Annotated in this window: 25 protein-coding genes; 17 read left to right on the top strand and 8 right to left on the bottom strand. The window is 53.5% G+C overall.

Annotated elements, in window-relative coordinates; all coding sequences use genetic code 11:
* Nucleotides 1-71 precede the first annotated feature (71 nt).
* From tamA to G544_RS0119235, 4 genes are read left to right on the top strand one after another with little or no spacing between them, the layout of a single operon-like run.
* On the top strand, nucleotides 72-1,823 hold the full coding sequence (gene tamA / locus G544_RS0119250; RefSeq protein WP_036024670.1) for an autotransporter assembly complex protein TamA: 1,752 nt from the start codon (nucleotides 72-74) through the stop codon (nucleotides 1,821-1,823).
* Nucleotides 1,820-5,584 (top strand): autotransporter assembly complex protein TamB, encoded by a 3,765-nt coding sequence (gene tamB / locus G544_RS0119245; protein WP_027276083.1) that lies wholly within the window; start codon nucleotides 1,820-1,822, stop codon nucleotides 5,582-5,584. The genes tamA and tamB overlap by 4 nt, the downstream gene beginning before the upstream one ends.
* Before the next feature lie 2 nt (nucleotides 5,585-5,586).
* Nucleotides 5,587-5,937: a gamma-glutamylcyclotransferase family protein gene (locus tag G544_RS0119240; RefSeq protein ID WP_027276082.1), complete on the top strand. Its 351-nt coding sequence runs from the start codon at nucleotides 5,587-5,589 to the stop codon at nucleotides 5,935-5,937.
* Nucleotides 5,927-6,283 carry a hypothetical protein gene (locus tag G544_RS0119235; RefSeq protein WP_027276081.1) on the top strand — a complete coding sequence of 119 codons (357 nt, stop codon included), beginning with the start codon at nucleotides 5,927-5,929 and terminating at the stop codon, nucleotides 6,281-6,283. Before G544_RS0119240 ends, G544_RS0119235 begins: the two co-directional genes overlap by 11 nt.
* An 86-nt stretch (nucleotides 6,284-6,369) precedes the next feature.
* Here the strand turns inward: G544_RS0119235 and ppa are convergent, their stop codons facing one another.
* From ppa to fbp, 3 genes are all read right to left on the bottom strand, one after another.
* Nucleotides 6,370-6,900: an inorganic diphosphatase gene (gene ppa, locus G544_RS0119230; RefSeq protein WP_027276080.1), complete on the bottom strand. Its 531-nt coding sequence runs from the start codon at nucleotides 6,898-6,900 to the stop codon at nucleotides 6,370-6,372.
* Nucleotides 6,901-7,227: 327 nt separating this feature from the next.
* Nucleotides 7,228-7,974 (bottom strand): sulfite exporter TauE/SafE family protein, encoded by a 747-nt coding sequence (locus G544_RS0119220; RefSeq protein ID WP_027276079.1) that lies wholly within the window; start codon nucleotides 7,972-7,974, stop codon nucleotides 7,228-7,230.
* 152 nt (nucleotides 7,975-8,126) lie between these two features.
* Nucleotides 8,127-9,134: a class 1 fructose-bisphosphatase gene (fbp, locus tag G544_RS0119215; protein ID WP_027276078.1), complete on the bottom strand. Its 1,008-nt coding sequence runs from the start codon at nucleotides 9,132-9,134 to the stop codon at nucleotides 8,127-8,129.
* Nucleotides 9,135-9,383: 249 nt separating this feature from the next.
* Between fbp and mpl the strand changes: the two genes are divergently transcribed.
* Complete coding sequence (gene mpl / locus G544_RS0119210; protein WP_027276077.1) at nucleotides 9,384-10,757, top strand: UDP-N-acetylmuramate:L-alanyl-gamma-D-glutamyl-meso-diaminopimelate ligase; 1,374 nt, start codon at nucleotides 9,384-9,386, stop codon at nucleotides 10,755-10,757.
* Between the two features lie 72 nt (nucleotides 10,758-10,829).
* Here mpl and argR read toward each other — a convergent pair whose 3' ends face one another.
* A complete protein-coding gene (gene argR / locus G544_RS0119205; RefSeq protein WP_027276076.1) occupies nucleotides 10,830-11,300 on the bottom strand; it encodes a transcriptional regulator ArgR in 471 nt (156 codons plus the stop codon).
* A gap of 287 nt (nucleotides 11,301-11,587) precedes the next feature.
* On the opposite strand from argR, the gene mdh reads away from it, so the two are divergent.
* A complete protein-coding gene (gene mdh / locus G544_RS0119195; RefSeq protein WP_027276074.1) occupies nucleotides 11,588-12,526 on the top strand; it encodes a malate dehydrogenase in 939 nt (312 codons plus the stop codon).
* An 82-nt stretch (nucleotides 12,527-12,608) separates the two neighbouring features.
* Here the strand turns inward: mdh and G544_RS0119190 are convergent, their stop codons facing one another.
* Nucleotides 12,609-12,875, bottom strand: coding sequence for a helix-turn-helix domain-containing protein (locus G544_RS0119190; protein ID WP_027276073.1), 267 nt, complete (start codon nucleotides 12,873-12,875; stop codon nucleotides 12,609-12,611).
* Between the two features lie 573 nt (nucleotides 12,876-13,448).
* On the opposite strand from G544_RS0119190, the gene G544_RS0119185 reads away from it, so the two are divergent.
* Together G544_RS0119185 and G544_RS21130 are read left to right on the top strand one after the other, a co-directional pair.
* A complete protein-coding gene (locus G544_RS0119185) occupies nucleotides 13,449-13,823 on the top strand; it encodes a DNA-binding protein (protein WP_027276072.1) in 375 nt (124 codons plus the stop codon).
* 34 nt (nucleotides 13,824-13,857) lie between these two features.
* Nucleotides 13,858-14,244 (top strand): DNA-binding protein, encoded by a 387-nt coding sequence (locus G544_RS21130; RefSeq protein ID WP_051155847.1) that lies wholly within the window; start codon nucleotides 13,858-13,860, stop codon nucleotides 14,242-14,244.
* A 43-nt stretch (nucleotides 14,245-14,287) separates the two neighbouring features.
* On the opposite strand, the gene ispB is transcribed toward G544_RS21130, so the two are convergent.
* Nucleotides 14,288-15,259, bottom strand: a complete 972-nt coding sequence (gene ispB, locus G544_RS0119175) for an octaprenyl diphosphate synthase (protein ID WP_027276071.1) — start codon at nucleotides 15,257-15,259, stop codon at nucleotides 14,288-14,290.
* A gap of 262 nt (nucleotides 15,260-15,521) precedes the next feature.
* Between ispB and rplU the strand changes: the two genes are divergently transcribed.
* The 4 genes from rplU to cgtA all read left to right on the top strand — a co-directional run bounded on the left by rplU (nucleotide 15,522) and on the right by cgtA (nucleotide 18,506).
* Nucleotides 15,522-15,833, top strand: a complete 312-nt coding sequence (rplU, locus tag G544_RS0119170; RefSeq protein ID WP_027276070.1) for a 50S ribosomal protein L21 — start codon at nucleotides 15,522-15,524, stop codon at nucleotides 15,831-15,833.
* A 19-nt stretch (nucleotides 15,834-15,852) separates the two neighbouring features.
* Complete coding sequence (gene rpmA / locus G544_RS0119165; protein ID WP_027276069.1) at nucleotides 15,853-16,110, top strand: 50S ribosomal protein L27; 258 nt, start codon at nucleotides 15,853-15,855, stop codon at nucleotides 16,108-16,110.
* A gap of 148 nt (nucleotides 16,111-16,258) precedes the next feature.
* Nucleotides 16,259-17,221, top strand: a complete 963-nt coding sequence (locus tag G544_RS0119160; RefSeq protein ID WP_027276068.1) for a DMT family transporter — start codon at nucleotides 16,259-16,261, stop codon at nucleotides 17,219-17,221.
* 100 nt (nucleotides 17,222-17,321) lie between these two features.
* Nucleotides 17,322-18,506 carry an Obg family GTPase CgtA gene (gene cgtA / locus G544_RS0119155; RefSeq protein WP_027276067.1) on the top strand — a complete coding sequence of 395 codons (1,185 nt, stop codon included), beginning with the start codon at nucleotides 17,322-17,324 and terminating at the stop codon, nucleotides 18,504-18,506.
* Nucleotides 18,507-18,563: 57 nt separating this feature from the next.
* On the opposite strand, the gene dacB is transcribed toward cgtA, so the two are convergent.
* Complete coding sequence (gene dacB / locus G544_RS0119150) at nucleotides 18,564-19,997, bottom strand: serine-type D-Ala-D-Ala carboxypeptidase (RefSeq protein WP_036024667.1); 1,434 nt, start codon at nucleotides 19,995-19,997, stop codon at nucleotides 18,564-18,566.
* 312 nt (nucleotides 19,998-20,309) lie between these two features.
* Here dacB and greA point away from each other — a divergent pair, with 312 nt between their 5' ends.
* Entirely contained in the window at nucleotides 20,310-20,786 is a 477-nt protein-coding gene (gene greA, locus G544_RS0119145; RefSeq protein ID WP_027276065.1) for a transcription elongation factor GreA, read from the top strand.
* Between the two features lie 89 nt (nucleotides 20,787-20,875).
* Here greA and yhbY read toward each other — a convergent pair whose 3' ends face one another.
* Nucleotides 20,876-21,169 (bottom strand): ribosome assembly RNA-binding protein YhbY, encoded by a 294-nt coding sequence (yhbY, locus tag G544_RS0119140; RefSeq protein ID WP_027276064.1) that lies wholly within the window; start codon nucleotides 21,167-21,169, stop codon nucleotides 20,876-20,878.
* Nucleotides 21,170-21,291: 122 nt separating this feature from the next.
* On the opposite strand from yhbY, the gene rlmE reads away from it, so the two are divergent.
* The 4 genes from rlmE (at nucleotide 21,292) to folP (ending at nucleotide 25,998) form a co-directional block, all read left to right on the top strand.
* Nucleotides 21,292-21,921, top strand: coding sequence for a 23S rRNA (uridine(2552)-2'-O)-methyltransferase RlmE (rlmE, locus tag G544_RS0119135; protein ID WP_027276063.1), 630 nt, complete (start codon nucleotides 21,292-21,294; stop codon nucleotides 21,919-21,921).
* Between the two features lie 52 nt (nucleotides 21,922-21,973).
* Complete coding sequence (gene ftsH / locus G544_RS21125) at nucleotides 21,974-23,926, top strand: ATP-dependent zinc metalloprotease FtsH (RefSeq protein ID WP_071783433.1); 1,953 nt, start codon at nucleotides 21,974-21,976, stop codon at nucleotides 23,924-23,926.
* Between the two features lie 221 nt (nucleotides 23,927-24,147).
* A complete protein-coding gene (locus tag G544_RS0119125) occupies nucleotides 24,148-25,086 on the top strand; it encodes a hypothetical protein (protein ID WP_027276062.1) in 939 nt (312 codons plus the stop codon).
* 78 nt (nucleotides 25,087-25,164) lie between these two features.
* On the top strand, nucleotides 25,165-25,998 hold the full coding sequence (gene folP / locus G544_RS0119120) for a dihydropteroate synthase (RefSeq protein ID WP_027276061.1): 834 nt from the start codon (nucleotides 25,165-25,167) through the stop codon (nucleotides 25,996-25,998).
* The last annotated feature ends 4 nt before the right edge of the window (nucleotides 25,999-26,002 follow it).

Raw genomic sequence — 26,002 nt, 5'->3', positions numbered from 1 at the left:
TCACAGTTTGACCCTTATTGCCTACTGGTTAATTATTGTAGTCGACCTAACGGATTATTTTAGGAGTTCGCGTGCCACGATCCCGATACAGATTCTTATTCCTGCTGCTATCACCCTTGATTTTAACGTTATCAAGCAAGGCGGCTGAGGTTGGTCTGGCGGTGGAGGGGCTGAGCGGAGAGCTGAAGGAAAACGTAGAGGCGCTGCTGTCGGCTATCCCTGAGAGCGAAATGTCGGACAGCCCGCGCTTTACTCGTCAGGTAGAAGAGGCGATAAAAAAAGGGCTGCGGGCCAAGGGCTATTACCAGCCGGAAATTCAGTTTGACGTGCGCCAGCCGACGCTGGGAACCAAGCCGGTGCTGACGGCGACGGTAACCCCCGGCGAACCGGTGCGTATTGAAGAAACCCACGTCGACATTACCGGCCAGGCGCTAAAGGATGAGGCCTATATCGAACTGTTAAAAACCGGCGTACCGGCTAAAGGCACCATTCTCGATCACGGCGCTTACGACAGTTTTAAGGGTTCGTTGACCGGTTTAGCCATTCGGCGAGGCTACTTTGACGCCAGCATCGAACACAGCCAGCTCGGCGTAGCGCAGGATTTACATCAGGCCTTTTGGGACATCGACTTCGACAGCGGCGAGCGCTATCGCTTCGGTAAAGTGGCGTTTACCGGTTCGCAAATTCGCGATGAGTACCTGCAAAACCTGATCCCGTTTAAAGAAGGGGAGTATTACACCTCCGCCCAGCTGTCGGAACTGAACCGCCGCCTGTCTTCAACGAACTGGTTTAACAGCGTGGTGGTTTCGCCGGACTTTGAACACGTTTACGGCGATAAGCTGCTGCCGCTGGAGGGCGTGCTGACGCCGCGCAGCCAAAACACCATTGAACTGGGGGGCGGCTATTCGACCGATATCGGTCCCAGAGTGAAGGCCACTTGGAAGAAGCCGTGGATTAACGATAAGGGGCATAGCCTTGAGTCCAGCGTTAACCTTTCCGCGCCGGAACAAAGCCTCGACTTCTCCTACAAAATTCCCCTGCTGAAAAGCCCGCTTGAGCAGTACTATCTGCTGCAGGCCGGCTATAAGCACGAGGACCAAAACGACACCAAGTCCAGCTCTGGTACGTTAAACGTGGCGCGCTATTGGGATCTCTCCAGCGGCTGGCAGCGTTCCGTCAACATGCGCTGGAGCCTGGATAACTTTACCCAGGGGGAAGTCACCAATACCACCATGCTGCTGTATCCGGGCGTAAGCATGAACCGTACTCGGCAACGCGGCGGCCTGATGCCCTCTTGGGGAGACAGCCAGCGCTACTCCGTCGACGTGTCGGACACCGCCTGGGGATCTGACGTTAACTTTGTCGTGGCGCAGGCGCAAAACGTCTGGATCCGCTCTCTGGGCGAGAACGACAGCCACCGCTTTATCGCTCGAGGTAACCTCGGTTGGATTGAAACCGGCGACTTCACCAAAGTTCCTCCCTCTCTGCGCTTCTTCGCCGGCGGCGACCGCAGCATCCGCGGCTATAAGTACAAGTCTATTTCGCCTGAAGACAGCGACGGCAAGCTGACCGGCGCCTCAAAGCTTGCTACCGGCTCTTTGGAATATCAGTACAACGTGACCGGCAACTGGTGGGCGGCCGCGTTCGCTGACGGCGGCGACGCGGTCAACAAGCTCGACGACTACGAATTTAAGAAAGGGGCCGGCGTTGGCGTGCGCTGGGCTTCACCGATAGGTCCCATCAAGTTTGATATCGCTGCGCCGATCGGCGATAAGGACGAGCACGGCATGCAGTTTTACATCGGATTAGGGCCAGAGCTATGAACGTAAAAAAATGGATAAAGCGAACGCTGATTGGCCTACTGCTGCTTGTTATTCTGCTGGTGGCCGCATTGGCCTTCCTGCTGGGTACGCAAACGGGCCTACAGTTTACGTTAGGGCAGCTGCCTAAAGTGGTGCCCGGCCTGTCTATCGGCGACGTTAAGGGTGGGCTTCGCGACCTGACGCTGTCAAACGTTGGCTATGAAATGCCGGGCGTGGCCGTCGGCGTCAATACGTTCCATCTCTCTATCAACTTCGGCTGTATTACCGACGGGCGCATTTGCGTTAACGCAGTCACGGCCGACGGCGCAAACGTAAAAATTGATACCGCCAGCATTCCTGCATCGGAAACGCCGGAAGCTGATACCAATTCCGGCGGGCCAATAACGGACATTCAGACGCCGTATCCAATTGAACTTAGCCTGCTTAGGCTGACCAACGTCAACGTCGCCGTTGACGATATGACCATCGCGCTGGGCGAGTTTCGCACAGAGGCGAGCTGGCAAAATCGCCAAATCAATATTCGACCGACCAACGTGCGCCGGCTGACGGTTAATCTGCCGCCTGCGCCGCAAGAGGCGCCGGCGCCGCCGACTCAGCCTGTTCAGACAACCGGCGAAGCGCTGAAGGCGCTGTTTAGCCAGCCTCTGCTGGCGTCGCTGCCGGAAGTGATCCTGCCGATGGACTTCACGCTGGCGAGCCTGACGGGCGAAGACCTGCGCTTGACCGGTGGCGCGCCGTTGCAAATCGACCGCCTTGAGCTTAGCGCGGAAACCAAAGAGGCGCACGTCCAGATCCTCTCGCTAAAGGTTAACGCGCCCGAAGGCATTATTGCCTTAACCGGCGACGCGACCATGAGCGAACGCTGGCCGGTGAACCTGACGCTAAACGCGACGGTTAATGAACCGACTCTTCGGGGGGAAAAGCTCAAGCTGCTGTTGGGCGGCGAGGTAACGGGACAGCTAACGGTAGACCTTAACGCTTCAGGGCCGATTGGCGCGACGCTCACGGCACAAACCTCGCTGTCGACGGCCGGTCTGCCGGTGGCGCTAACCCTTGAGAGCCCGCGCGTGCAGTGGCCTTTGAGTGGAAAAGGCGACTATCGGGTTAACAATACGCGCCTGCGCCTGACGGGATCGGCCTTGGACTACGCTCTTTCACTGCGTGCTTCGGTGGAAGGGACCGATATTCCTCCCGCTGAGCTTCTGCTCGACGGTAAGGGAAATGAGGGGGCGTTTACGCTTTCCCGCCTGCGCCTGAGCGCACTACAGGGAAAGGCGGAGGTGAACGGCGTTGTTGACTGGAGCAACGCGGTAAGCTGGCGCGCGCAGCTCAACGTTGACGGCATCAATACGGCGAAGCAGTGGCCTGAGTGGCCGGCAACGCTTAACGGTAAAGTTTCTACCAAGGGCAGCCTCTACGGCGGAAGTTGGCAGCTGGACGTGCCTGAGATCGATTTAAACGGCCTGGTGAAGCAAAATCGCCTAAGCGTCCAAGGGGCGCTGAAGGGCAACGATTCGGGCCAGTGGACTATCCCCGGTTTCACGCTGTCGCTTGGTCCTAACAGCGTGAAGGCGAAAGGCTCTCTGGCCAAGGATTGGAACCTTGATGCCGATATCAACGCGCCGAAGCTGACCGGCATGCTGCCGGGGCTGAGCGGTACGGCCAAGGGCAGCCTGCGCCTTAGGGGAAATGCAAAAGCCCCTCAGCTGCTGGCGGATCTGACGGCAAACGGCCTAGGCTGGCAGGATATGCAGGTTGGCAACGTTGCGCTTAACGGCGACGTCACTTCAGCTTCCCAGATTAAGGGAACGCTTTCGCTGAAGGTGAAGGAGCTAAGGCAGGGGGATATGCACATCTCCCAGCTGGTGCTGGACGCGGACGGCAACGAGAGCCGGCACCAGCTGCGCCTGGATATTAGCGGTGAACCCGTTTCCGGCGGGCTGGCGCTGAGCGGCAGCTTCGATCGCGCTTCCGAAAGTTGGAAAGGTACGCTAAGCAATACGCGATTTAATACGCCGGTAGGAGAGTGGCGCCCGTCTCAGGACGTTGCTTTGGGCTACCGCAACCTTCAGCAAACGGTCTCCGTCGGTAGCCACTGTTGGCGGAACCCTAACGCCGAAGTCTGTATTCCCAAAACGATTGAAGCTGGCCCCAGCGGCAAAGCCAGCATTGTGCTTAATCGGTTCGATTTGGCCATGCTGGCGCCGATGCTTGGGGGAGAAACCAAGGCTAAGGGCGTCTTTACCGGCAATGCTGACGTAAGCTGGAGCGCCGGCGGCGGTATGCCGCAGGCAACGGTCGCGCTTCGCGGCAACGGCGTGACGGTGAATCAGATGGTGTCCGGGCGCTGGATGCCGATAGCGCTCGACACGCTGACGCTTGACGCGCAGGCCAGAGGCAACCGGGCCGAGCTTAGCTGGCTGATGAAAATAGCCAATAACGGCAGCCTGAGCGGGAAGGTGCAGGTGAGCGATCCGCAGGGCAGCCGCGGGCTGTCGGGCCTGATAAAAATTGACGGCGTTTCGTTGGATCTGCTTAAACCGGTTCTGGGTAAAAAAGAGCGGGCGGAAGGCGCACTTAACGCCGATCTGAAGATTGCCGGGACGGCGCAAAGCCCCCGCATTCTGGGGCAGCTGGCGCTGGAAAGGCTTAGGCTCAATACCCAGTGGGCGCCGCTGGTCGTGACGGAGGGGCGGCTAGCGATGAACTTTAGCGGCACCCGCTCGGACCTGAACGGCGCTATCCAGACGGAAAAAGGTTCGCTGACGCTGGGGGGCAACGCAGACTGGCGTAATCCGGACGCCTGGCGCGCGGCGATTACCGCCAAGGGCGACAGGATCCGTATTGCTATGCCGCCGACAGTGGCGCTGGACGTTTCTCCGGATATCGTTTTTGAGGCTTCTCCTAACCTTCTGACGCTGAACGGTTCGGTAAGCATTCCGTGGGCGCGGATCGTGGTAGAGGAAGTTCCCGCCAGCGCCACCGGCGTTTCTTCAGACGAAGTCATGCTGGATCGCTCGCTTAAGCCTATCGAGCCTAAAACGGCGTCGATTCCCATCAGCAGCAACCTGACTATCAACATCGGAAACAACGTGTCTATCAACGCCTTCGGGCTGAAGGCGCGCCTGCAGGGGGACCTGAAGGTCGTGCAGGATAAGAAGGGGCTGGGGCTTAACGGGCAGGTTAATATTCCCAGCGGTCAGTTTCACGCCTACGGGCAGGATCTTATCGTACGCAAGGGCGTGATTCAGTTTGCCGGGCCGCCGGATCAGCCGTCGCTGAATCTGGAAGCGATTCGAAATCCGGATTCGACGGAAAATGACGTCACCGCCGGCGTCAGGGTTACCGGCCTTGCGACTGAACCCAAGGTGGAGATCTTCTCCGATCCTGCAATGTCCCAGCAGGAAGCGCTTTCCTACCTTCTGCGCGGGCAGGGGCTGGACAGCAGCGGTGGTGACAGTGATATGATGACCTCAATGCTTATCGGGATGGGCGTCGCCAAGAGCGGTAAACTGGTTGGTCAAATCGGTGAGGCCTTTGGCGTTAAGAACCTGTCTTTGGATACGCAGGGCGTAGGCGACAGCTCTTCCGTCGTGGTCAGCGGCTACATCATGCCGGGGTTACAGGTGAAGTACGGCGTAGGTATTTTTGATTCGCTGGCGACGCTGACGCTGCGCTATAGACTGATGCCGCGGCTCTATCTGGAGGCGGTATCCGGTATCGATCAGGCGCTGGACGTGCTCTATCAGTTTGAGTTTTGATTATGCGAATCATTGTTTATGGAAGTTTAAGGAAAGGGCAGGGCAATAGCCACTGGATGACCAACGCCCAGTGGCTGGGAGATTATCGCATTGCGGGCTACGAGCTGTACGATTTGGGGCATTACCCTGCCGTCATCAAGGGCTCTGGTGAAATCGACTGTGAAGTCTACCGCATTGATTCCGCCATCTTGGCGGAGCTTGACGATCTCAAGCACGATACTCGCGACTACAGGCGCGAGCTGGTTCAGACGCCCTACGGCAGCGCGTGGATGTACCTTTACCTGCATTCGGTAGAGGGACTAAAGCGCATTGACAGCGGCGACTGGGTAAACCGTAAAAACGATGGGAAATAGCCGACCTATTCAACGTAAGGGGGCTGATGACGACGGCTATACGTTGTGCATCCCCCTCTCTTCAATAGAGCGAATTTATGGACCGGGCAATTTTGATGCTTCCGAAGAGGACATCGCTCAGGCCGTGTGGGACAGCGGAGGAAGCTGCGGCGGTGTTAACTATGAGATGGATATCGACAGCTCTCATGAAAACCCCTGGTTTCACTCGCTGTTACTGACGGTTAAAGGGCTTTCTCCTGATGAATTTGGTGCTCTGAGGGAGCGAATGGTTGGCCTGAAGCTTTTGGAAGAGGCCAGCCAGCCGATGGCGCCAGAAGGCAATAAAAGAGGCCGTAAAAAGCGTTAATAGGCTACGGCATTTTTCCTTAATGCAAAAAGAACCCCCGCGAATTTTCGCGGGGGTTTTGCGTTTATAAGCCTGCTGAACGCGGATTACTTCTTCTGAGCGCGCTCGTAGGAAGCGATGATTTCAGCTTTCGCTGCAGCGGCGTTATCCCAGCCTTCGACCTTAACCCACTTGCCTTTTTCCAGATCTTTGTAGTGTTCAAAGAAGTGGGCGATTTGAGCGCGCAGCAGCTCAGGCAGGTCGTTTACGTCCTTGATGTGGTCGTAATCTTTGGACAGCTTGCTGTGCGGTACGGCGACCAGCTTGGCGTCTTCGCCCGCTTCGTCGGTCATTTTCAGCACGCCAACCGGGCGGCAGCGAATAACGACGCCAGGCTGTAACGGATACGGGGTCGGGACCAGCACGTCAACCGGATCTCCGTCTAAAGAGAGGGTGTGGTTGATGTAGCCGTAGTTACAAGGGTAGAACATGGCGGTCGACATAAAGCGGTCAACGAAAACGGCGCCGCTTTCTTTATCCACTTCGTACTTGATCGGGTCGGCATTGGCCGGAATTTCAATGACTACATAAATGTCTTCTGGCAGATCTTTTCCTGCCGGAACGGAATTAAGGCCCATCAGCTCTTTCCTTTTGTTCAATAGCGTAAGTGTGAAAAGTGCCCTCATTATAGCCGAGTCTAAACGGGAATCCGCAATTTTTTGCAGGCAAAGGGCGGTCGACGAGGGCTTTTTAGCCTAATACAGATTGCATTAGTCGTTTCTAGGAAATGGCTCGGGTGTAAATCAGTAACCCGGCGATAATAACGCCGCCGACGCCGGAAAGGGCGCAGAGTGAAATCAGGGCGATGACGCCTTTGTTGAACGAACCGTTCATTGCGATTCCCCTATCTCGTAGTGTGAATACTTTTTATTATAAATGTTTTTAAATTGTAAACAATATCATCGCTAAGAGAATGCCTTAATCAGTAAAGATATGCCTGAAAGCAAAACGACGAGATTAACTATCTTGAGAAAACTCTCTCGAGACAGCGCAAGCGTGATGCGTCGCCCAATATAGACGCCGAGCAGCATGCCCGGCAGAAGGATGAGAACCAACAGCAGCAGCGAAAGGTCGGCATATACGCCCGCCAGCAGAAAAATGACGATGCGCGTCAGCGTGCTAAAGCCAATAAGCGTGCTTTGCGTAACGCGAATACTGTTGTTGTCCTTAAGCCTTCCCGACAGGTAAATCGCATAGATAAATCCGCCGCTGCCAAACAGCGCGCTGAAAATGCCGCCGATAAAGCCGAAGGGATAAACGGCGCGCGGCGTGAACTCGGCGTCGGGCTTAAAGCCGCTGAGAGAATACAGCGAGTAGGCGATAACAAACGCCGCCAGATAGACTAAAAGCCGCTGGGGATCGCTATAGAGCAGAACGGAAGCGCCGACCAGGCTGCCTAAGATCATTAGCGGAACAACGCGTTTAACCTCTGACATGACGGCGCTGCGGCGATCTCTCATCACGTTGGCTGCCGCCGCTGAACAGTCAAGCAGCGCCAGCATCGGAACGATTTTATCGACTGGAATGAAGAAGGCCAGCAGCGAACTGGCGATAAGCGCCGTACCGAATCCGGTAATGCCGAAAATAACGTAGGTAATCGTTATTCCGACGGTCATTATCAGGACGTCCAACCACTGAAGGTGTTCCAGCATCGTGATCCCTTTCCGTCTATTTATTTTATTCGAAATATTTTAAGAAAGCGTAGGAGAGGTGCGTTGAAATGTAAACGCGAATGCGGGAAGAAAAAGAAATAAAAAAGAGGGCGATGTCGCCCTCTCGTGATGCTTTATCGATACGCTATCGACTATGGCTCATCGGGATAGTCGTGCATAAAGCGTTCGGCTTCTTTCACCATTGACTCCGTGCCGACGAACAGCGGCATCCGCTGGTGCAGCGTTTCCGGCTCAATGTCCAGAATGCGGCGGAAGCCGTCGCTGGCGCGACCGCCGGCCTGCTCGGCTAAAAACGCCATCGGGTTGCATTCATACAGCAGGCGAAGCTTGCCCTTCGGGTGCGACGCGGTGCTTGGATAAATATAGATGCCGCCCTTAAGCAGGTTACGGTGGAAGTCGGCGACCAGAGAACCGATATAGCGCGACGTATACGGGCGCTTAGTGGCTTCGTCCTGCTCTTGGCAATATTTGATGTACTTTTTCACGCCCTGAGGAAACTTGATGTAGTTGCCTTCGTTGATGGAGTACATGTTGCCCGTAGCCGGGAAGCGCACCTTCTCGTGAGACAGGCAGAAAACGCCGATGGATGAGTCGTAGGTAAAGGCGTGAACGCCGACGCCGGTGGTATAAACCAACATGGTGGATGAACCGTACACCACGTAGCCCGCAGCGACCTGGCGATTGCCGGGCTGCAGGAAGTCAGCTTCGGTAATGGGCTGGCCGATTGGCGTGATGCGACGATAAATTGAGAAAATCGTACCAACAGAAACGTTAACGTCAATGTTAGAAGAACCGTCCAGAGGGTCCATCAGCACAACGTACTTGGCGTTAGTGGCCCGTTCGCCTTCAAAGACGACGATGTTGTCTTCTTCTTCCGAGGCGATGCCGGCAACTTCTCCACGCGCCTTCAGGGCCGCTTTGAGCTTCTCGTTGGCGTACAGATCCAGCTTCATCTGAACTTCGCCCTGAACGTTGGAAACGCCGTTGGTGCCGAGAATATCAACCAGACCGGCCTTGTTGATGTCGCGGTGAATAATTTTTGCGCCGAGCTTAATGGCGGAGAGCAGTGAAGTCAGTTCGCCCGTCGCGTGGGGAAAGTCTTGTTGCTTTTCGACGATAAATTCGCCTAACGTTTTCATGAACGGTTCCTGAATCGAGCAAAGGGATGACGGCCGCAGTATGCCTACGCGCCGTCTCGCGATAAATTAGGCTGTGCTCTACGTCATCACACGCTTTTGGTACGGGGTTGACGCATATGGATAATTGAGGGACACAGCATGGAGATTTTAACCAAACGTTAAGAAAATTGATAGGCTATTCCCTTTGTTACGCCCGAACTTAGGCGTTAGAATGAGAGCTAACTCGATACATCAACCGTTGGAAATATAATGCATATTCATATTCTTGGTATTTGCGGGACGTTTATGGGCGGCATCGCCATGCTGGCCCGGTCGCTGGGACATCAGGTCACCGGTTCAGATGCCAACGTTTATCCGCCAATGAGCACGCTGCTGGAAAAGCAGGGCATCGACCTGATTCAAGGCTACGATCCCTCTCAGCTTACGCCGCGCCCTGACCTTGTCATCGTGGGTAACGCGATGGGAAGAGGCAACCCTTGCGTTGAAACGGTGTTGGAAGAGGGGATACCTTACGCCTCCGGGCCGCAGTGGCTGCATGATAACGTCCTGCGCGAGCGCTGGGTTATCGCCATTGCCGGTACTCATGGGAAAACCACGACCTCGGGCATGGTGACCTGGATTTTGGAAAGCTGCGGCTACAATCCCGGCTTTGTCATCGGCGGCGTGCCGGGGAATTTTGACGTGTCGGCCCGTTTGGGAGACAGCCCCTTCTTCGTTATCGAGGCGGATGAATACGATACGGCGTTCTTTGATAAACGCTCCAAGTTCGTTCATTACTGCCCGCGTACGCTGGTGCTGAACAATCTGGAGTTTGACCATGCGGATATTTTTGAAGATCTGCACGCTATCCAAAAGCAGTTCCACCATTTGGTTCGCCTGGTGCCGGGCAAGGGAAAAATCATCCTACCCGAGAACGACGCCAATCTAAAGCAGGTGCTGAGCATGGGCTGTTGGAGCGAGCTGGAGACCAGCGGCGTCGGCCAGCGCTGGTCTGCCAATAAGTTGACGGCGGACGCCGGGCAGTTTGAAGTGCTGTTCGACGACCAAGTGGTCGGCGAAGTTAACTGGTCGTTAGTCGGCGAACACAATATGCACAACGGTCTGATGGCGGTAGCCGCAGCGCGCCACGTCGGCGTGAAGCCGGAGGATGCCTGCCGCGCCCTGGGCGGATTTATCAACGCTCGCCGTCGTCTGGAGTTTAAGGGCGAAGTGAACGGCGTTTCAGTCTACGATGACTTCGCCCATCACCCGACCGCGATTCTCGCCACGCTGGCAGCGCTTCGCAGCAAGGTTGGCGGTACCGCGCGCATTTTGGCCGTTCTGGAGCCGCGTTCCAATACGATGAAGATGGGCGTCAGTAAGGACGAACTGGCGCCGGCTTTCGGCCGTGCCGATGAGGTGTTTATTCTGCAGCCGCCGACGCTGGCGTGGCAGGTTTCCGACGTGACCGACGCCTGCATTCAGCCCGCGCACTGGACGGGCGACGTAGATATGCTGGTCAGCATGATCGTCAACAGCGCACAGCCGGGCGATAATATTCTGGTTATGAGCAACGGCGGCTTTGGCGGTATCCACGGCAAATTGCTGGAAGCGCTGGAGAAAAAGGCTCTGGCATCGTACTGATAGCAAGTTTGGATAAGAAAATGCCGTACTATCTATGTACGGCATTTTTTTGGCCGGAGAGCTGAAAACGAACTACAGCTCTTGCTCAAACAGCTCTAGAATCGCTTCATACAGCTGCTTGACGCTAAAACCTCTGGCCGGGGTGGTGAAAATCGTGTCGTCACCGGCAATCGTGCCGAGGATCCCTTCCGATTTTCCCATTGAGTCAAGCAGGCGAGCCAGCAGCTGAGCCGCGCCGGGACTGGTGTGGATAACGACCAGCGAGTCATTGTAGTCGACGTCGAGCACCAGATTTTTCAGCGGGCTGGTGGCGGTAGGAACGCCCAGCTCCGTCGGCAGGCAGTAAACCATTTCCATTTTGGCGTTGCGAATTCGCACTGCGCCAAACTTGGTCAGCATCCGTGAAACCTTCGACTGGTTAATGTTTTCAAACCCTTCGTCCTGCAAGGCCTGCACGATTTCGCTCTGCGAGCTGAGCTTTTCCTCTTTTAGCAGGGCTTTGAACGCCTTAACCAGATCTTCTTGCTTTGTTGGATTTCGCATGGTGTACCGTCAGTTTTTAAATAATCATAATGTCATTATGAATAAAAATGGAGCAGGACTCAAAAAACCTTTGCCTGTTCTTGTGATAACGACGTTTTTTCTCTCTTGGCTTACGACCAAAATGTTCTTAATTGTTCATTTTGATGAACAAAAAGTTTTTAATCGACTATTTTTTGCAGCATATCTCAAACTTTACTCTAAGGATTGGTGATTGTGCTCACAATCCTCTAAGCTTCACTCTATGTTTTGCTCGATACATCAAAGATAGATACAAAAAGGAGTTCAGAATGAAAATTACCGTTCTCGGTGCAGCCGGTGGCATTGGCCAAGCTTTGGCCCTGCTGTTAAAAACGCAAATGCCCGCTAATTCCGAGCTTGCTCTTTACGACATTGCGCCAGTCACTCCGGGCGTTGCCGTCGATTTGAGCCATATTCCTACGGCGGTTGAGATTGTTGGCTTTAGCGGAGAAGACGCGCGCCCTGCCCTGAAAGGTGCTGACATCGTTCTTATCTCTGCGGGCGTTGCCCGTAAGCCCGGCATGGATCGTTCAGACCTGTTTAACATCAACGCGGGCATCATCCGCAACCTGATTCAGCAAGTCGCCGAGACGTGCCCGAAAGCCTGCATCGGCGTTATCACCAACCCGGTCAACACGACGGTCGCTATCGCGGCAGAAGTCCTGAAGAAGGCCGGCGTTTACGATAAGAGCAAGCTGTTTGGCGTGACGACGCTGGACATCATCCGTTCCAGCACTTTCGTTGCCGCTCTGAAAGGCAAGCAGCCGCAGGACGTTGTTGTCCCCGTAATTGGCGGCCACTCTGGCGTTACTATTCTGCCTCTGCTTTCTCAGATCCCGGGCGTAAGCTTTACTGATGCAGAAGTTGAATCTCTCACCAAGCGCATCCAGAACGCTGGCACCGAAGTAGTAGAAGCCAAAGCCGGCGGCGGGTCAGCTACGCTTTCTATGGCTCAGGCGGCCGCGCGCTTCGCGCTTTCTCTGGTTCGCGCGATGCAGGGCGAGAAGAATGTCGTCGAGTGTGCCTATGTTGAAGGCGACGGCAAGTACGCCCGCTTCTTTGCACAACCTTTAGTGCTGGGTAAAGACGGCATTGAGAGTATTAAAGATATCGGCACGCTGAGCGCATATGAGCAAAAAGCGCTGGAAGGCATGCTGGACGTGCTGCACAAGGATATTGAACTGGGCGAGAAATTTATTCAGGGATAATCCCGTGCGCGTTTGATGAAAGCCGCTGTTGGTGAAGGCCTACAGCGGTTTTTTATTATCCTTTCTATTGGATAAGATGCGGCTAGTCGTCGCTTTGTCGCCTTGTGCGGTTAGCCTTGAGCTGATGGGTTATGGGGTCGAAATAGCGGCTAGGCCAGATTTCGCTTGGGTGGACCCCCAGCGTTTCTGCGATGATCCACTCGCCTTTTGGCCATGAACGAACGAGAGCGTTTGCCAGCGTTGATGAGCTTAATCCCGATTGACGCGACAGCGCGGCTAGCGTCGTCCCTCGTTTACGCAGGGCGGCAATAATATCAGCAGAGTGCCAGTCTTCTTTCCTTTCGTCCATTCGTTCCCTCCTTTTTAGATGTTTTACATAAATTTGATAAATAGGATTTAAGTCGATTACATAAACGGGTAATAGAAAATATTTTCTTAATAATGATGATTTTTAATTTTTTCTGAACAATTTTGGCTCGCTATGAAATGCTATATATATTGAATTTTATAATTATTTTTAAATTATTCATTCTCATTAGTCATTTTATTATAAGATTTTTGCTTAAAAATTCTATTATTAATTTATTTTTAAGAAAGTGAATTTGGGCCTTTCTTCTTATCAATCTTTACGCTTTTCAATAATGAAATATATTTATTATCAATACCTTGATGTAAGGTGATTAACGCATTGGGCAGGTTTTCTCACCGGTCTTACTGTCTTAAAAGACAGGGTATATTTTAAATATTTAGGTTTTTTTATTAAATTAACTAACATAAACTTGTTACCAATTTAAATATAATGAATATAGCCGGATGAGATTGTTGTCTACGCGAGACATAAATCTATTTTATGGAAACGATAAACATTGACGAAGGGTTAATGTTTATGTGCAGGTATTAAGATCTAGGTAGGGGTCTTTATATGAAAAAGGAATGGTTCTCAACGCATGAATTAACCAGCGTAGGGGGGCTGCCCACTACGGTTCAGGGAATTAATCAGAAAGCGAGACGCGAAAAGTGGAAAAGCCGAAAACGAACCGGCGTTCAGGGTAAAGCGCTTGAATACCATATTGATAGCGTTCCGGATAAGGCGAAGGTCGTTTTATTGGCTAATGAAGACGGTGGGAAGTATACCGTGAACGCGCCGGCCAACGATCCTTTTGCCGTTTGGGTTACTGCCTATAACCAGCTTACGGTGACGGAAAGAGAGCGTCTTGTTTCCCTTATTGTCCGTGACGGCATTACGGGGCTTATGGAAAGGATTGGCGTATCTACGGATATGGCAGAAGTAGTATAGGTTTAATCACTCAGGCTTTTGTAACGGATGACATATGAAAAAAGAATGGTTTTCAGCAAAAGAGCTGGTTGGCATTGGCGGTCTTCCAGGCACTGCTCAGGGAATTAACCAAAAGGCTAAAAGAGAGCTGTGGATTCGTCGACGTCGTCTTGGCGTACAGGGCAAGGCGGTGGAGTATCACATAGACAGCATACCTGTCGGCGTGCAGCACGTTCTTCGCGCAATGGAAGACAGTGCGCTGTACAACACTCAAACCGACGAGCCTTTTACTATCTGGGTAACGGCGTATAACCAGCTAACGTCGCAGGAGCGGGATAAAATAGTTTCTCTGCTTATGCGCAGAGGGATTGCCGGGCTTATGGACAAGGTGAATACCCCGGACAGCGTTGCCTTAATAGATAACGACGTGGTTGAGGCATAAAAAAACGGGCGCTTGGCGCCCGTTTAGTATTGAAGCGAATGGATTAAGTATCGCGATGTACGGACAGTCGCGCTAAGGATTCGAGCGCGGTTTTATAAGGCGTATCCGGCAGGCAGGCCAGCGCGGCGATAGCCTTGTTGGCCTCTTCTTCGGCGCGCCGCTGAGTGTAGTCAAGCGAGCCGCACTGACGCATCGTTTCCAGCACCTCTTCCAGCAGGTGGCGACCGTTGCCCTGCTCAATTGCGCCGCGGATTTGCGCTGCGCGCTCCGGCGTTCCGTTGTGCATGGCGTGCAGCAGCGGCAGAGTGGGCTTGCCTTCGTTCAGATCGTCACCCAGGTTTTTCCCCAAACGAACACCGTCCGCACTGTAGTCCAGCAGGTCGTCTATCAGTTGGAAAGCGGTGCCAATATAGCGACCGTACTCCTGCAGCGCCTTTTCCTGTTCTGGCGTAGCGTTAGCCAGAATGGCAGACGCCTGCGCAGCCGCTTCAAATAAACGAGCGGTTTTGCTGTAAATTACCTGCATGTAGTTTTCTTCAGTGATGTCGGGATCGTTGCAGTTAATTAACTGCATGACTTCACCTTCTGCGATCACGTTAGTTGCGGCCGACATGAGCTTAAGAATCTCGAGCGAGCCGAGGCTGGTCATCATCTGAAAAGAGCGGGTATAGATGAAGTCGCCGACCAGTACGCTGGCGGCGTTGCCAAATGCGGCGTTGGCCGTCGCTTTTCCTCGGCGAAGATCCGATTCGTCCACAACGTCGTCATGTAATAGCGTTGCAGTATGGATGAACTCAATCAGCGCGGCTGAAGTAATGTGTCCATCACCCTCATAGTTCAGCGCTCGGGCCGCCAAAACGGCGATCGTGGGACGAATGCGTTTTCCGCCGCCGCTGATAATGTAGTGCCCCAACTGGTTGATGAGTACAACGTCAGAGTTCAACTGCGCGAGTATCGCGGCGTTCACCGCGGCCATGTCCTTTTCCGCTAACTGCGTAATCTGTTCAATATTCATAGTGTGTTTGTTGTTTTATCGTTTTAAATCGGCGCCGTCCCGCCTCTGTTTACAGAACCGTAACCCGGGTGATTGTACTCGAAAATTAGCATAGATGAACGCCATAAAAAGCGCTCGATCATTTTCTTGTATTTCTTCTCTGATTCTTAGCTTGTCAACGGTCGGATTTTTGCGTAGAATTCGCGCCCTATTGTGAATATTTTATAGCGCGCTTTGCACATTTTATAGATTTGGCGGTAAGTGCGCGGAAAGCGGAGTTAATATGTACGCGGTTTTCCAAAGTGGTGGCAAACAACACCGAGTAAGCGAAGGTCAAACCGTTCGCTTGGAAAAGCTGGACATCGCAACTGGTGAAACTATCGAGTTTGATCAGGTGATGATGGTTGCGAATGGCGATGACGTTAAAATCGGCGTTCCGTTCGTAGACGGCAGCAAGATTAAGGCAGAAGTTGTGGCGCACGGTCGTGGCGAGAAAGTTAAGATCGTTAAGTTCCGTCGCCGTAAGCACTACCGTAAGCAACAGGGCCACCGTCAGTGGTTTACTGATGTTAAAATCACTGGTATCAGCGCTTAAGGTATAGGAGAGCGGATAAATGGCACATAAAAAGGCTGGCGGTTCCTCACGAAACGGCCGCGATTCTGAAAGCAAACGTCTTGGCGTAAAGCGCTTCGGCGGTGAGTCTATTCTGGCTGGCAACATTCTGGTTCGTCAACGTGGCACCAAGTTCCACGCTGGCACCAACGTTGGCTGCGGTCGTGACCATACTCTGTATGCTTTGATCGACGGCAAAGTCAAGTTTGAAGTAAAAGGCCCGAAAAACCGTAAATTCATCAGCATTGTCGCTGAATAAGTTTTCGAGCTTTACAGACTTAAGGCCCTGCAATGTGATTGCGGGGCTTTTTATTTGCGGTTTATGTTACCCTTAGTTGAAAAAAACGTCAGCTTGGCATCAAGGCTGACGGATAGCGCATCGTTTTTTATTCCGGAGCTGTTGGGCAATGTCTCAGGTTAAGCAGAGTATGGCATTAGGCGTTACGTTCGCCTTAATCACCGCCGTGTTGTGGGGCGCCGTGCCGATTGCGATGAAGCAGGTTTTTCCTGACATGACGCCATACACGCTGGTTTGGTATCGATTCGTTATTTCATCGGTAGGGCTTGGGCTGGTGCTGGCGTTTCAGCGTAAGCTGCCCAGATTAGGGCTTTTTCGTCGCCCGCGCTGGCTTATCGTTCTGCTGATAGCCGCACTGGGGCTGGCGGGAAACTTTATCTTTTTCAGCTCTGCGCTTCAGTATCTGACGCCGACCGCTTCTCAGGTTATTGGCCAGCTTTCGCCAATCGGTATGCTGTTTGCCAGCGTGCTGATATTAAAAGAGACGATGCGAATTACGCAGATTATCGGTGCGGTTACGCTAGTGATCGGCATCGTGATGTTTTTTAACACTAATCTGGTTGAGATTTTTACGCGCCTGACGGATTACACCATGGGCGTGCTGCTCGGCGTTTGCGCGTCTCTGGTTTGGATTGCCTACGCCGTTGCGCAGAAGGTGCTGCAGCGTAGGCTTTCTGCGTCTCAAATTCTGTTTTTGCTGTATGTGTTAAGCGCCGTTTTTGTTACGCCATTGGCGGCGCCGTCAGAAATTTTTAATCTGAACGCCTGGCAGCTTGCGTGCCTGGCGTTTTGTGGTTTGAACACGCTGGTAGCCTACGGCGCGCTGGGAGAAGCCATGGCACGCTGGCAGGCCGCTCAGGTTAGCGCGCTGATTACGCTAACGCCGCTGTTTACGCTGCTGTTTTCCGATCTGTTAGCGCTAATGTGGCCGGAAACGTTCTCTATGATGGTGTTGAATTTTATGGGCTATAGCGGCGCCGTTATTGTGGTGCTGGGCGCAATGTTTTCTGCCGCGGGGCATCGTCTGTTTCCCCGCCGCTCGGATAAGAAGCCGGGCCTATCTATCAAGTAGGTTTATCTATTGCGCCCGCGATAGCGTGCGGCAGCGTATAAATAGGATAAACTGACAGTAAGCGACCCGACGGCGTCGGGCGAATGAGTGGAGAGTAAGAATGAAATTCGTTGATGAAGCCGCTATCCGAGTTGAGGCTGGCGACGGCGGCAACGGCTGTGTGAGCTTTCGCCGAGAAAAATATATTCCTAAGGGCGGCCCGGACGGCGGTGACGGCGGTGACGGCGGTGACGTGTTTATGGTCGCCGATGAAAACCTCAATACGCTGATCGACTATCGCTTTGAAAAAAGCTTCCGCGCCGAGCGTGGGCAGAACGGCCAAAGTAAGGCCTGTACCGGTCGTCGCGGTCAGGACATCACCATTAAGGTGCCGGTCGGTACGCGCGTTCTGGATCAGGGAACGGGAGAGGTGCTGGGCGACTTGACCCGCCATGGGCAAAAGCTGATGGTGGCCAAAGGCGGTTTCCACGGCTTGGGCAACCTGCGCTTTAAGTCGTCGGTTAACCGTACGCCTCGCCAAAAAACCAACGGCACGCCGGGGGACAAGCGTGAGCTGCTGCTTGAGCTGATGCTGCTTGCGGACGTCGGCATGCTGGGCCTGCCGAACGCGGGTAAATCTACCTTTATTCGCGCCGTTTCTGCCGCTAAGCCGAAAGTGGCCGACTATCCGTTTACTACGCTGGTGCCGAGCCTGGGCGTCGTTCGGATGGATAACGAACAAAGCTTCGTTGTCGCCGATATTCCCGGCCTGATTGAAGGCGCATCCGACGGCGCAGGGCTGGGGATCCGCTTCCTTAAGCATCTGGAACGCTGCCGCGTGCTGCTTCACCTTATCGACATTGCGCCAGTTGATGAGTCCGATCCGATTGAGAATGCGCACATCATCCTCAATGAGCTGCAGCAGTACAGCGAAAAGCTGGCGCAAAAGCCGTGCTGGCTGGTGTTCAACAAGGTTGACCTGCTTGATAAGGACGAGGCGGAAGCCAGCGCGAAGGCGATTGCCGATGCGCTGGGGTGGGAAGATAAGTATTACCTGATTTCCGCTGCTAATCGCGAAGGGGTAACGGCGCTCTGCTGGGACGTCATGGCGTTCCTGAACGCGAACCCTAAAGCGCTTGAAGAAGAAGAGTCCGGGCCGGAGAAGGCCGAGTTCATGTGGGACGATTATCATCGCGACCAGTTGAATAATCCAGAGGCACACGTTGTTGACGACGATGATGACTGGGATGACGACGACTGGGACGAAGAAGATGACGATGGCGTAGAGATTATTTACGAGCGTTAATCTTTCCGAAACGAAAAAGCCGCGAAACTATTCGCGGCTTTTTTCTTTCATTTATTGCTAGTTCGCGTTGTAAATATCCCGATAGAGCGTGCTTTCAAAGCCAGATAGCGTCTTTTTACCGTTTCCTCGCTCCTGCGGTGTCATCGCATAGCCGGATAGAAACTGAACGAAAGCGACCCTCTCTCCGCTGGCGGTCGTCATAAAGCCTGCGAGGTTGTAAACGCCCTGTAGCGCCCCCGTCTTGGCCGAGACCTTTCCGGTAAGGCCGGCTTCTTTAAAGCCGCTGCGCGCCCGAAGCGTGCCGTCTTGCCCGGAGGTGGGCAGCATGGAGATAAAGTCCAACTGCTGGTCGTGTTGCGCGATGTACTGAAGGATCTGCATCATGGTATCGGCTGCAATCAAATTATGGCGCGAGAGTCCGGAACCGTCTGCCATGACCGTGTTGCCAAGATTGATCCCCGCCTGCTTAAGCAGAACCTGTCTTACTGCGTTGGAGCCGGAACGCCAGGTTCCCGGCACGCCGTACTGCCTGTAGCCCATAGTGCGAAAGACCGTATCGGCGATCGTATTATCAGAATTTTTAAGCATTATTTTCAGCAGGTCGTGCAGCGGAGCCGACTGAGTTTGGGCCAGAACGCGGCCTGGCTTGGTCAGCGTAGTCTGATAGCGTACAGCGTTGCCAATTTGAATGCCGGCCTGGCTCAGCTCGCTTTTTATTATTTTTGCCGCGTAGTCGCTTCCGTCTTGAATGGAGAAGGAAAGGGTAATGGGCTTTTCCTGCGGCGTCAGGCAGCCGGTCAAGGTATAGCGCTGGTTTTCTCCTGCCGTAACGTCAAATTCGCAAAAGCGGCCTTCGGGCGCGTTGCGCGGATAGGTTTTCACCTGGCTTATGACCTGTACCGGGTAATAAGAGGCGACCTGAACCGTGGCCGTTCCGCCCGACTGTTTGGCGGTCTGTAGCGCAACGGAGAAGCAGTTTTTATCGATAATGGCTGCGGAGGCCGGGGCGCTAAAGCACTGAGTCATATCGTTCCAGGACCAGCCCGGCGCTTTGTCGTGGCTGGCGAATACGGAAGTATCGATAGTCAGCCCGCCGGATACTTTGCGCACGCCTTGCTGTTTGAGGCTTTGGATCATCGTTCGTAGCTGCTGGCGAGTGAGCGTCGGGTCGCCGCTAAAGCGCACGATCAGGTCCCCGTTGAGCGCGCCGTTATTTATCGCTCCACCTCCTTCAATCGTCGTAGTGAAGCGGAAGTCCGGCCCAAGCTGGAGCAGCGCAGCCAGCGCCGTGACGACCTTTTGCGTACTGGCGGGCAGCGTAAGCTGCTTATCCTGATAGTCAAGAACGGTGGACCGTGCGCCCACTTTTTGCACCATAAGAGAGAGAGACGCGCCTTCCGGCAGCAGGCCGGTGTACTTATCGACTTCAGCGGCTTGGGCAGCGGCGCTGAGAGCACAAAGTGCGGCGCCGAAAATTTTCAATAAACGCATAGTGGGTAATTACCTGCATACCTGCAAATAGAAAAAGGCGAAAAAACGGTTAAAGTGTATCACGCTTTAACCGGCTAATTTATACCGCAGTTGCCATTTGGCAAAAGGCCGTAGGCAGAAGATGAGAAAACTAAACGATGACCCCGGGGGAAGTCTCAGGTAAAATAGCGGCTTCCCATGATCGCCGTTTGGCCTGGAAATTTAACCGGGTCGGGCCGTTTTTGCTCTTAAAGCGCACAGGCGGCGGTCCGATGATAAGGCTTTAAACGGTTGCCGAACACAACGACTCGGCGGCTTTAGAAGGATAGTAGTATGCGACAAATTCCGATGACGCTGCTTGGCGCAGAAAGGCTGCGTGAAGAGCTGGAGTATTTGAAAAACGTACGTCGACCTAAAATTATTTCAGATATCGCTGAAGCCAGAGCTCACGGTGATTTGAAAGAGAATGCGGAATATCATGCGGCGCGCGAACAGCAGGGATTTTGTGAAGGCAGGATCCAGGAGATTGAGGCCAAGCTTTCCCACGCTCAGATTATCGACGTTACCAAGATGGCCAATAACGGCCGCGTAATTTTCGGTGCGACGGTAAAGGTGATGAATCTGGATACGGAAGAAGAAGTGGTATATCGCATCGTCGGTGACGACGAGGCTGATTTCAAACAGAATCTGATCTCCGTCAACTCGCCGATGGCGCGCGGTTTGATTGGCAAAGAGGCCGACGACGTCGTTATCGTTAAGGCGCCCGGCGGCGATATTGAGTTTGAAATTCTTAGCGTTGAGTACGTCTAAACGCTACGCCAAGGCGGGGCGGTCTTTATTTGACCAAGTGTAAAGAAGTGAAAAAGGTGACAGCCGTGCATCACCTTTTTCCTTCGAGTTTATCGAGGAAGTGCGATTTTCTTGTCTTTACTCGGCTTGTAAAGCACCAGCATGCTACCGATAACCTGCACGTTGCACGCTTTGGTTTCTCGAACGATAGCGTCGACAATCAGCATTTTGGTTTCACGCTCTTCGGTTGAAATCTTGACTTTGAGCAGCTCGTGGTGCTCTAGCGCCTGTTCGATTTCAGCAAGAACGCCCTCTGTCAGGCCGTTTGCGCCGATCATGACGACTGGCTTTAGTGGATGAGCCAGGCTCTTCAGGTGCTGCTTTTGTTTGTTAGATAGGTTCATTGTCTTAATGTCAATTTGCGGTTAAGGGTTGAAAACGGCATATTCTACCGCCATCTAATACTTAGCACCAACTTGGCGTGAAGCTGAAATACACCCTAATATTAGTACAGTTGGAATACCGAATGGGTAATAAAAAGCGTTCAGCCAGCTCAACGCGCTGGCTACAGGAACACTTTAGCGACAAATACGTCCAGCAGGCGCAGAAAAAAGGGCTTCGCTCTCGCGCATGGTTTAAGCTCGACGAAATACAGCAGACCGATAAATTGTTTAAACCCGGTATGACCGTCGTCGATTTGGGCGCCGCGCCCGGCGGGTGGTCGCAGTATGCGGTAACGCAAATCGGCAATCAGGGGCGTATCATCGCCTGTGACATTTTGCCTATGGATCCTATCGTCGGAGTTGATTTCCTTCAGGGCGACTTTCGTGATGAGATGGTGATCAAGGCGCTGTTGGAAAGAGTCGGGGAAAGCAAAGTTCAGGTTGTGATGTCCGACATGGCGCCCAACATGAGCGGTACGCCTGCGGTTGATATCCCCAGAGCGATGTATCTGGTGGAGCTGGCGCTGGAGATGTGTAAAGACGTACTGGCGCCAGGGGGCAGCTTTGTCGCTAAAGTTTTCCAAGGGGAAGGGTTCGACGAATACCTACGTGAAATCCGTTCAATGTTTACAAAAGTAAAGATTCGTAAACCTGATGCTTCTCGGGCTCGTTCGCGTGAAGTATACATTGTAGCGACTGGGCGCAAACTATAGTACCCTAACGCGTATTGTTACGTTAACACCATTGTAATATGAGGTTAATTCCTTGAGTGATATGGCGAAAAACCTAATTCTCTGGCTGGTCATTGCTGTTGTCCTGATGACGGTGTTCCAGAGTTTCGGAACCAGTGAGCCCGGCGGAAGCCGTACTGACTATTCCGAATTTATGACACAGGTCAGCAATAAGCAGGTGAAAGAGGCCAGAATCAGCGGGCGTGAAGTCAAGTACAAGATGATGGACGACGCCGCGCGTACGACCTATATGCCGACGGAAGATCCTCTGTTGCTTAGCATGTTATTGAAAAATAACGTGAAGACTGTTGGTGAGCCACCGGAGCAGCAGGGCTTCCTGCAGCAGGTCTTTATTTCCTGGTTCCCGATGCTGTTGCTTATCGGCGTCTGGATATTCTTTATGCGCCAAATGCAGGGCGGCGGCGGTAAAGGCGCCATGTCGTTCGGCAAGAGCAAGGCGCGCATGTTGACCGAAGAGCAGATCAAGACCACGTTTGCCGACGTGGCGGGCTGCGACGAAGCGAAAGAAGACGTAAGCGAACTGGTTGAGTTTCTGCGCGAGCCGAGCCGCTTCCAGAAGCTGGGCGGCAAGATCCCGAAAGGCATACTGATGGTAGGGCCTCCGGGTACCGGTAAAACGCTGCTGGCGAAGGCTATCGCTGGCGAAGCGAAGGTGCCTTTCTTCACTATCTCCGGTTCCGACTTCGTTGAAATGTTCGTCGGCGTGGGCGCATCTCGCGTTCGCGACATGTTTGAACAGGCCAAGAAGGCGGCCCCGTGCATTATCTTTATCGATGAAATCGATGCCGTTGGCCGTCAACGCGGCGCCGGTCTAGGCGGTGGTCACGATGAACGTGAGCAGACGCTGAACCAGATGCTGGTTGAAATGGACGGTTTTGAAGGCAACGAAGGCGTTATCGTTATCGCTGCAACTAACCGCCCTGACGTGCTTGACCCCGCGCTGCTGCGCCCTGGCCGCTTTGACCGTCAGGTCGTCGTTGGCCTGCCGGACGTTCGCGGTCGCGCTCAGATTTTGAAGGTGCACATGCGCCGCGTGCCGGTTTCGCCTGACGTAGACGAATCCGTTATCGCTCGCGGTACGCCGGGCTTCTCCGGCGCGGATCTGGCTAACCTGGTCAACGAAGCCGCCTTGTTCGCCGCTCGCACGAAAAAGCGCGTAGTGTCGATGGTGGAGTTTGAAAAGGCCAAAGACAAGATCATGATGGGCGCCGAGCGCCGTTCTCTGGTGATGACGGAAGAGCAGAAAGAGTCTACCGCCTATCACGAAGCGGGCCACGCGATTATCGGTCGTCTGGTGCCGGAGCACGATCCGGTGCATAAAGTCACGATTATTCCTCGCGGCCGCGCGCTGGGCGTGACGTTCTTCCTGCCGGAAGGCGACGCCATCAGCGAAAACCGCCAGAAGCTGGAAAGCCGTATTTCAACGCTGTACGGCGGTCGTTTGGCCGAAGAGCTGATTTACGGTTCGGAAAAGGTTTCTACCGGCGCTTCTAACGACATTAAAGTGGCGACCTCTATCGCTCGCAACATGGTGACCCAGTGGGGCTTCTCCGAGAAGCTGGGGCCTTTGCTGTACGCGGAAGAAGAGGGCGAGGTGTTCTTGGGGCGCTCCGTCTCGAAGAGCAAGCACATGTCTGACGAAACGGCGCGCATTATCGACCAGGAAGTGAAGGCCATTATTGAGCGCAACTACCAGCGCGCAAGGGTGATTTTGGAAGAGAACATGGACATCATGCACGCCATGAAAGACGCGCTGATGAAGTACGAGACGATTGACGCTCCGCAAATCGACGACCTGATGGCGCGCCGCGAAGTTCGCGCTCCTGCCGGATGGGATGATACCCAGAGCAGCGGCATGAAGCAGCCGCCGGCCGGCAGCGCGCAAAATCCGCCTCCGGCTTCAGAAGAAAAGCCGTCGTCGCCCGAGTTCAATAAAAACGAACCCAGCGACAAGCCGGCGATGTAATTAAAACGTTGTTTAACGCTAAGCGGCCCTCCAAACGGAGGGCCGTTTTTTTACGTCAAGAAACGGCAGCGACAAGGGGCGCAATATGATATTGTGACGTCCGGATATTGGGCCGTATCGCGACGTTTGTTGATAAGTGACATCGATAGAAAAGGATGATTTTACTACGATGCTGTTTGCGCCCAGGGACGTTTAATTACATCACGGAGTTATATTGCGCTATGAAGATGCATCGTTTAGCAACGGCACTGCTGTTTTCCCTTTTTGGCCTGGCAAGTGGCGCTCAGGCGATAGAAAAAATCCCTGGCGTTGCCGCGTCGATTAATCCGCCTGAAGGCTTTGCTCAGTCAAAGCAGTTTTCTGGCTATTTCAATGAAAAGAGCGGCGCTTCCATTATGGCGACCGAAATGTCATCCCCGCTGGAAGAAGTGCAGCACGGATTCATTCCCGACTTGCTGACCGTAAAGGGTGTTCGCGTTTTGGGTTCAGAGCAGGCGGAGCGTCAGGGGAAAAAGCTGTGGCTGTATAAGATAGCGCAAAGCGACGGCAGCGTGGACTACCATAAGTGGATCCTGCTGCAGGGCGACGGTAAGGGTTCGCTGATGATGGTTGGAACCTATCAGGCAGCGAATGAAAGCACTGAAGGCGCAAAGATTAAAGACGCCTTGCTAAGTCTGGAAGTTCAAGACGAGGCGAGAAATAAGGTAAGTCTGGACGGCCTGAGCTATACGGTAAAAGAAACGGAAAACCTTAAGATAACCAAGCGTATGAACAGCGCGCTTGCCATGACGCGTCCTGGTGACCCCTTCCCGTCGGAAAGCGCAGAGCCGTTGCTGGTTATAGCCCCGTCGTTTAATAACGTTGAAATCGGCGACTTGGCCTCATTTGCCGAAAAGCATTTAAAAAGCACTTCGTCGCTAATTGAAGCGGAAGTCGTGAAAGACAGCGTAAAAAGCCTGAAAATAGGCGGTTTGGATGCCGTGGAGCTTCAGGCTAATGCGGAGGATGCGCGTAACCATAAGCCGGTTAAGGTCTATCAGGCCATCATCGTTTCCTCCGATGGATATTACGTCATTAAAGGGATTGTGAAGAGCGAGCTTAGCGAGCAGTTTTTGCCGGAGTTTCGCCAAATTGCTCATGGCCTGACGGTAAATAAATAAGGCCGGGTTATGCCGTCGTTGAGGGATACCGGCGGCGCGTATTATTTTTTTGACGCGATGAGAGGTTGAAGAATCATCATGAAGTTAGAAAGCCGAGGGCTCACGCTGGATCTCAATTATCCTCAAGTCATGGGGATCCTTAACGTTACGCCGGATTCCTTTTCCGACGGCGGACGCTATAGCCAGATTGACAGCGCGCTGCGCCACGCTAACGAGATGATTCAGGCAGGCGCGACGCTTATCGATATTGGCGGCGAGTCTACCCGCCCGGGCGCTGCTGACGTATCGGTTGAGGAAGAGCTGGAACGAGTGATTCCAGTAACTGAAGCCATTGCCCGTAATTTTGACGTTTGGATCTCCGTTGATACCTCCAAGGCGGAAGTGATGCGTGAATCCGCCCGAGCGGGTGCTCATCTTATTAATGATATTCGCGCGCTTCAGGAGCCCGGAGCTCTGGAGGCTGCGGCCGAGTGCGGGTTGCCCGTGTGCTTGATGCACATGCAGGGTATGCCGCGAACGATGCAGCAGGAACCGCACTATCATGACGTCGTTGCTGAAGTTGACGCCTTTCTGGCCGAGCAGATCGCGCGTTGTGAACAGGCCGGTATTGAACGAAAAAAAATAGTGCTCGATCCCGGCTTTGGTTTCGGTAAAAATTTGCGACATAACTATCAGCTGCTGGCTCACCTGTCCAAATTTCACCGTTTCGGACTGCCGCTGCTGATCGGAATGTCGCGTAAGTCAATGATTGGGCAATTGTTGAACGTACCGCCCTCAGAACGGCTGGTTGGAAGCATCGCCTGCGCGACTATCGCTGCAATGCAGGGGGCGCAAATTATTCGCGTACACGACGTTAAAGAAACGGTGGAAGCAATGCGAATTGTGGAAGCTACGCTTGGCGCAAGGGGATAAAAAA

It is taken from the genome of Leminorella grimontii ATCC 33999 = DSM 5078 (assembly GCF_000439085.1).
Taxonomy (GTDB): Bacteria; Pseudomonadota; Gammaproteobacteria; order Enterobacterales; family Enterobacteriaceae; genus Leminorella; species Leminorella grimontii.
Note: the sequence above shows the minus strand (reverse complement) of the source record. Positions and strands in the feature narration are given on the sequence as shown.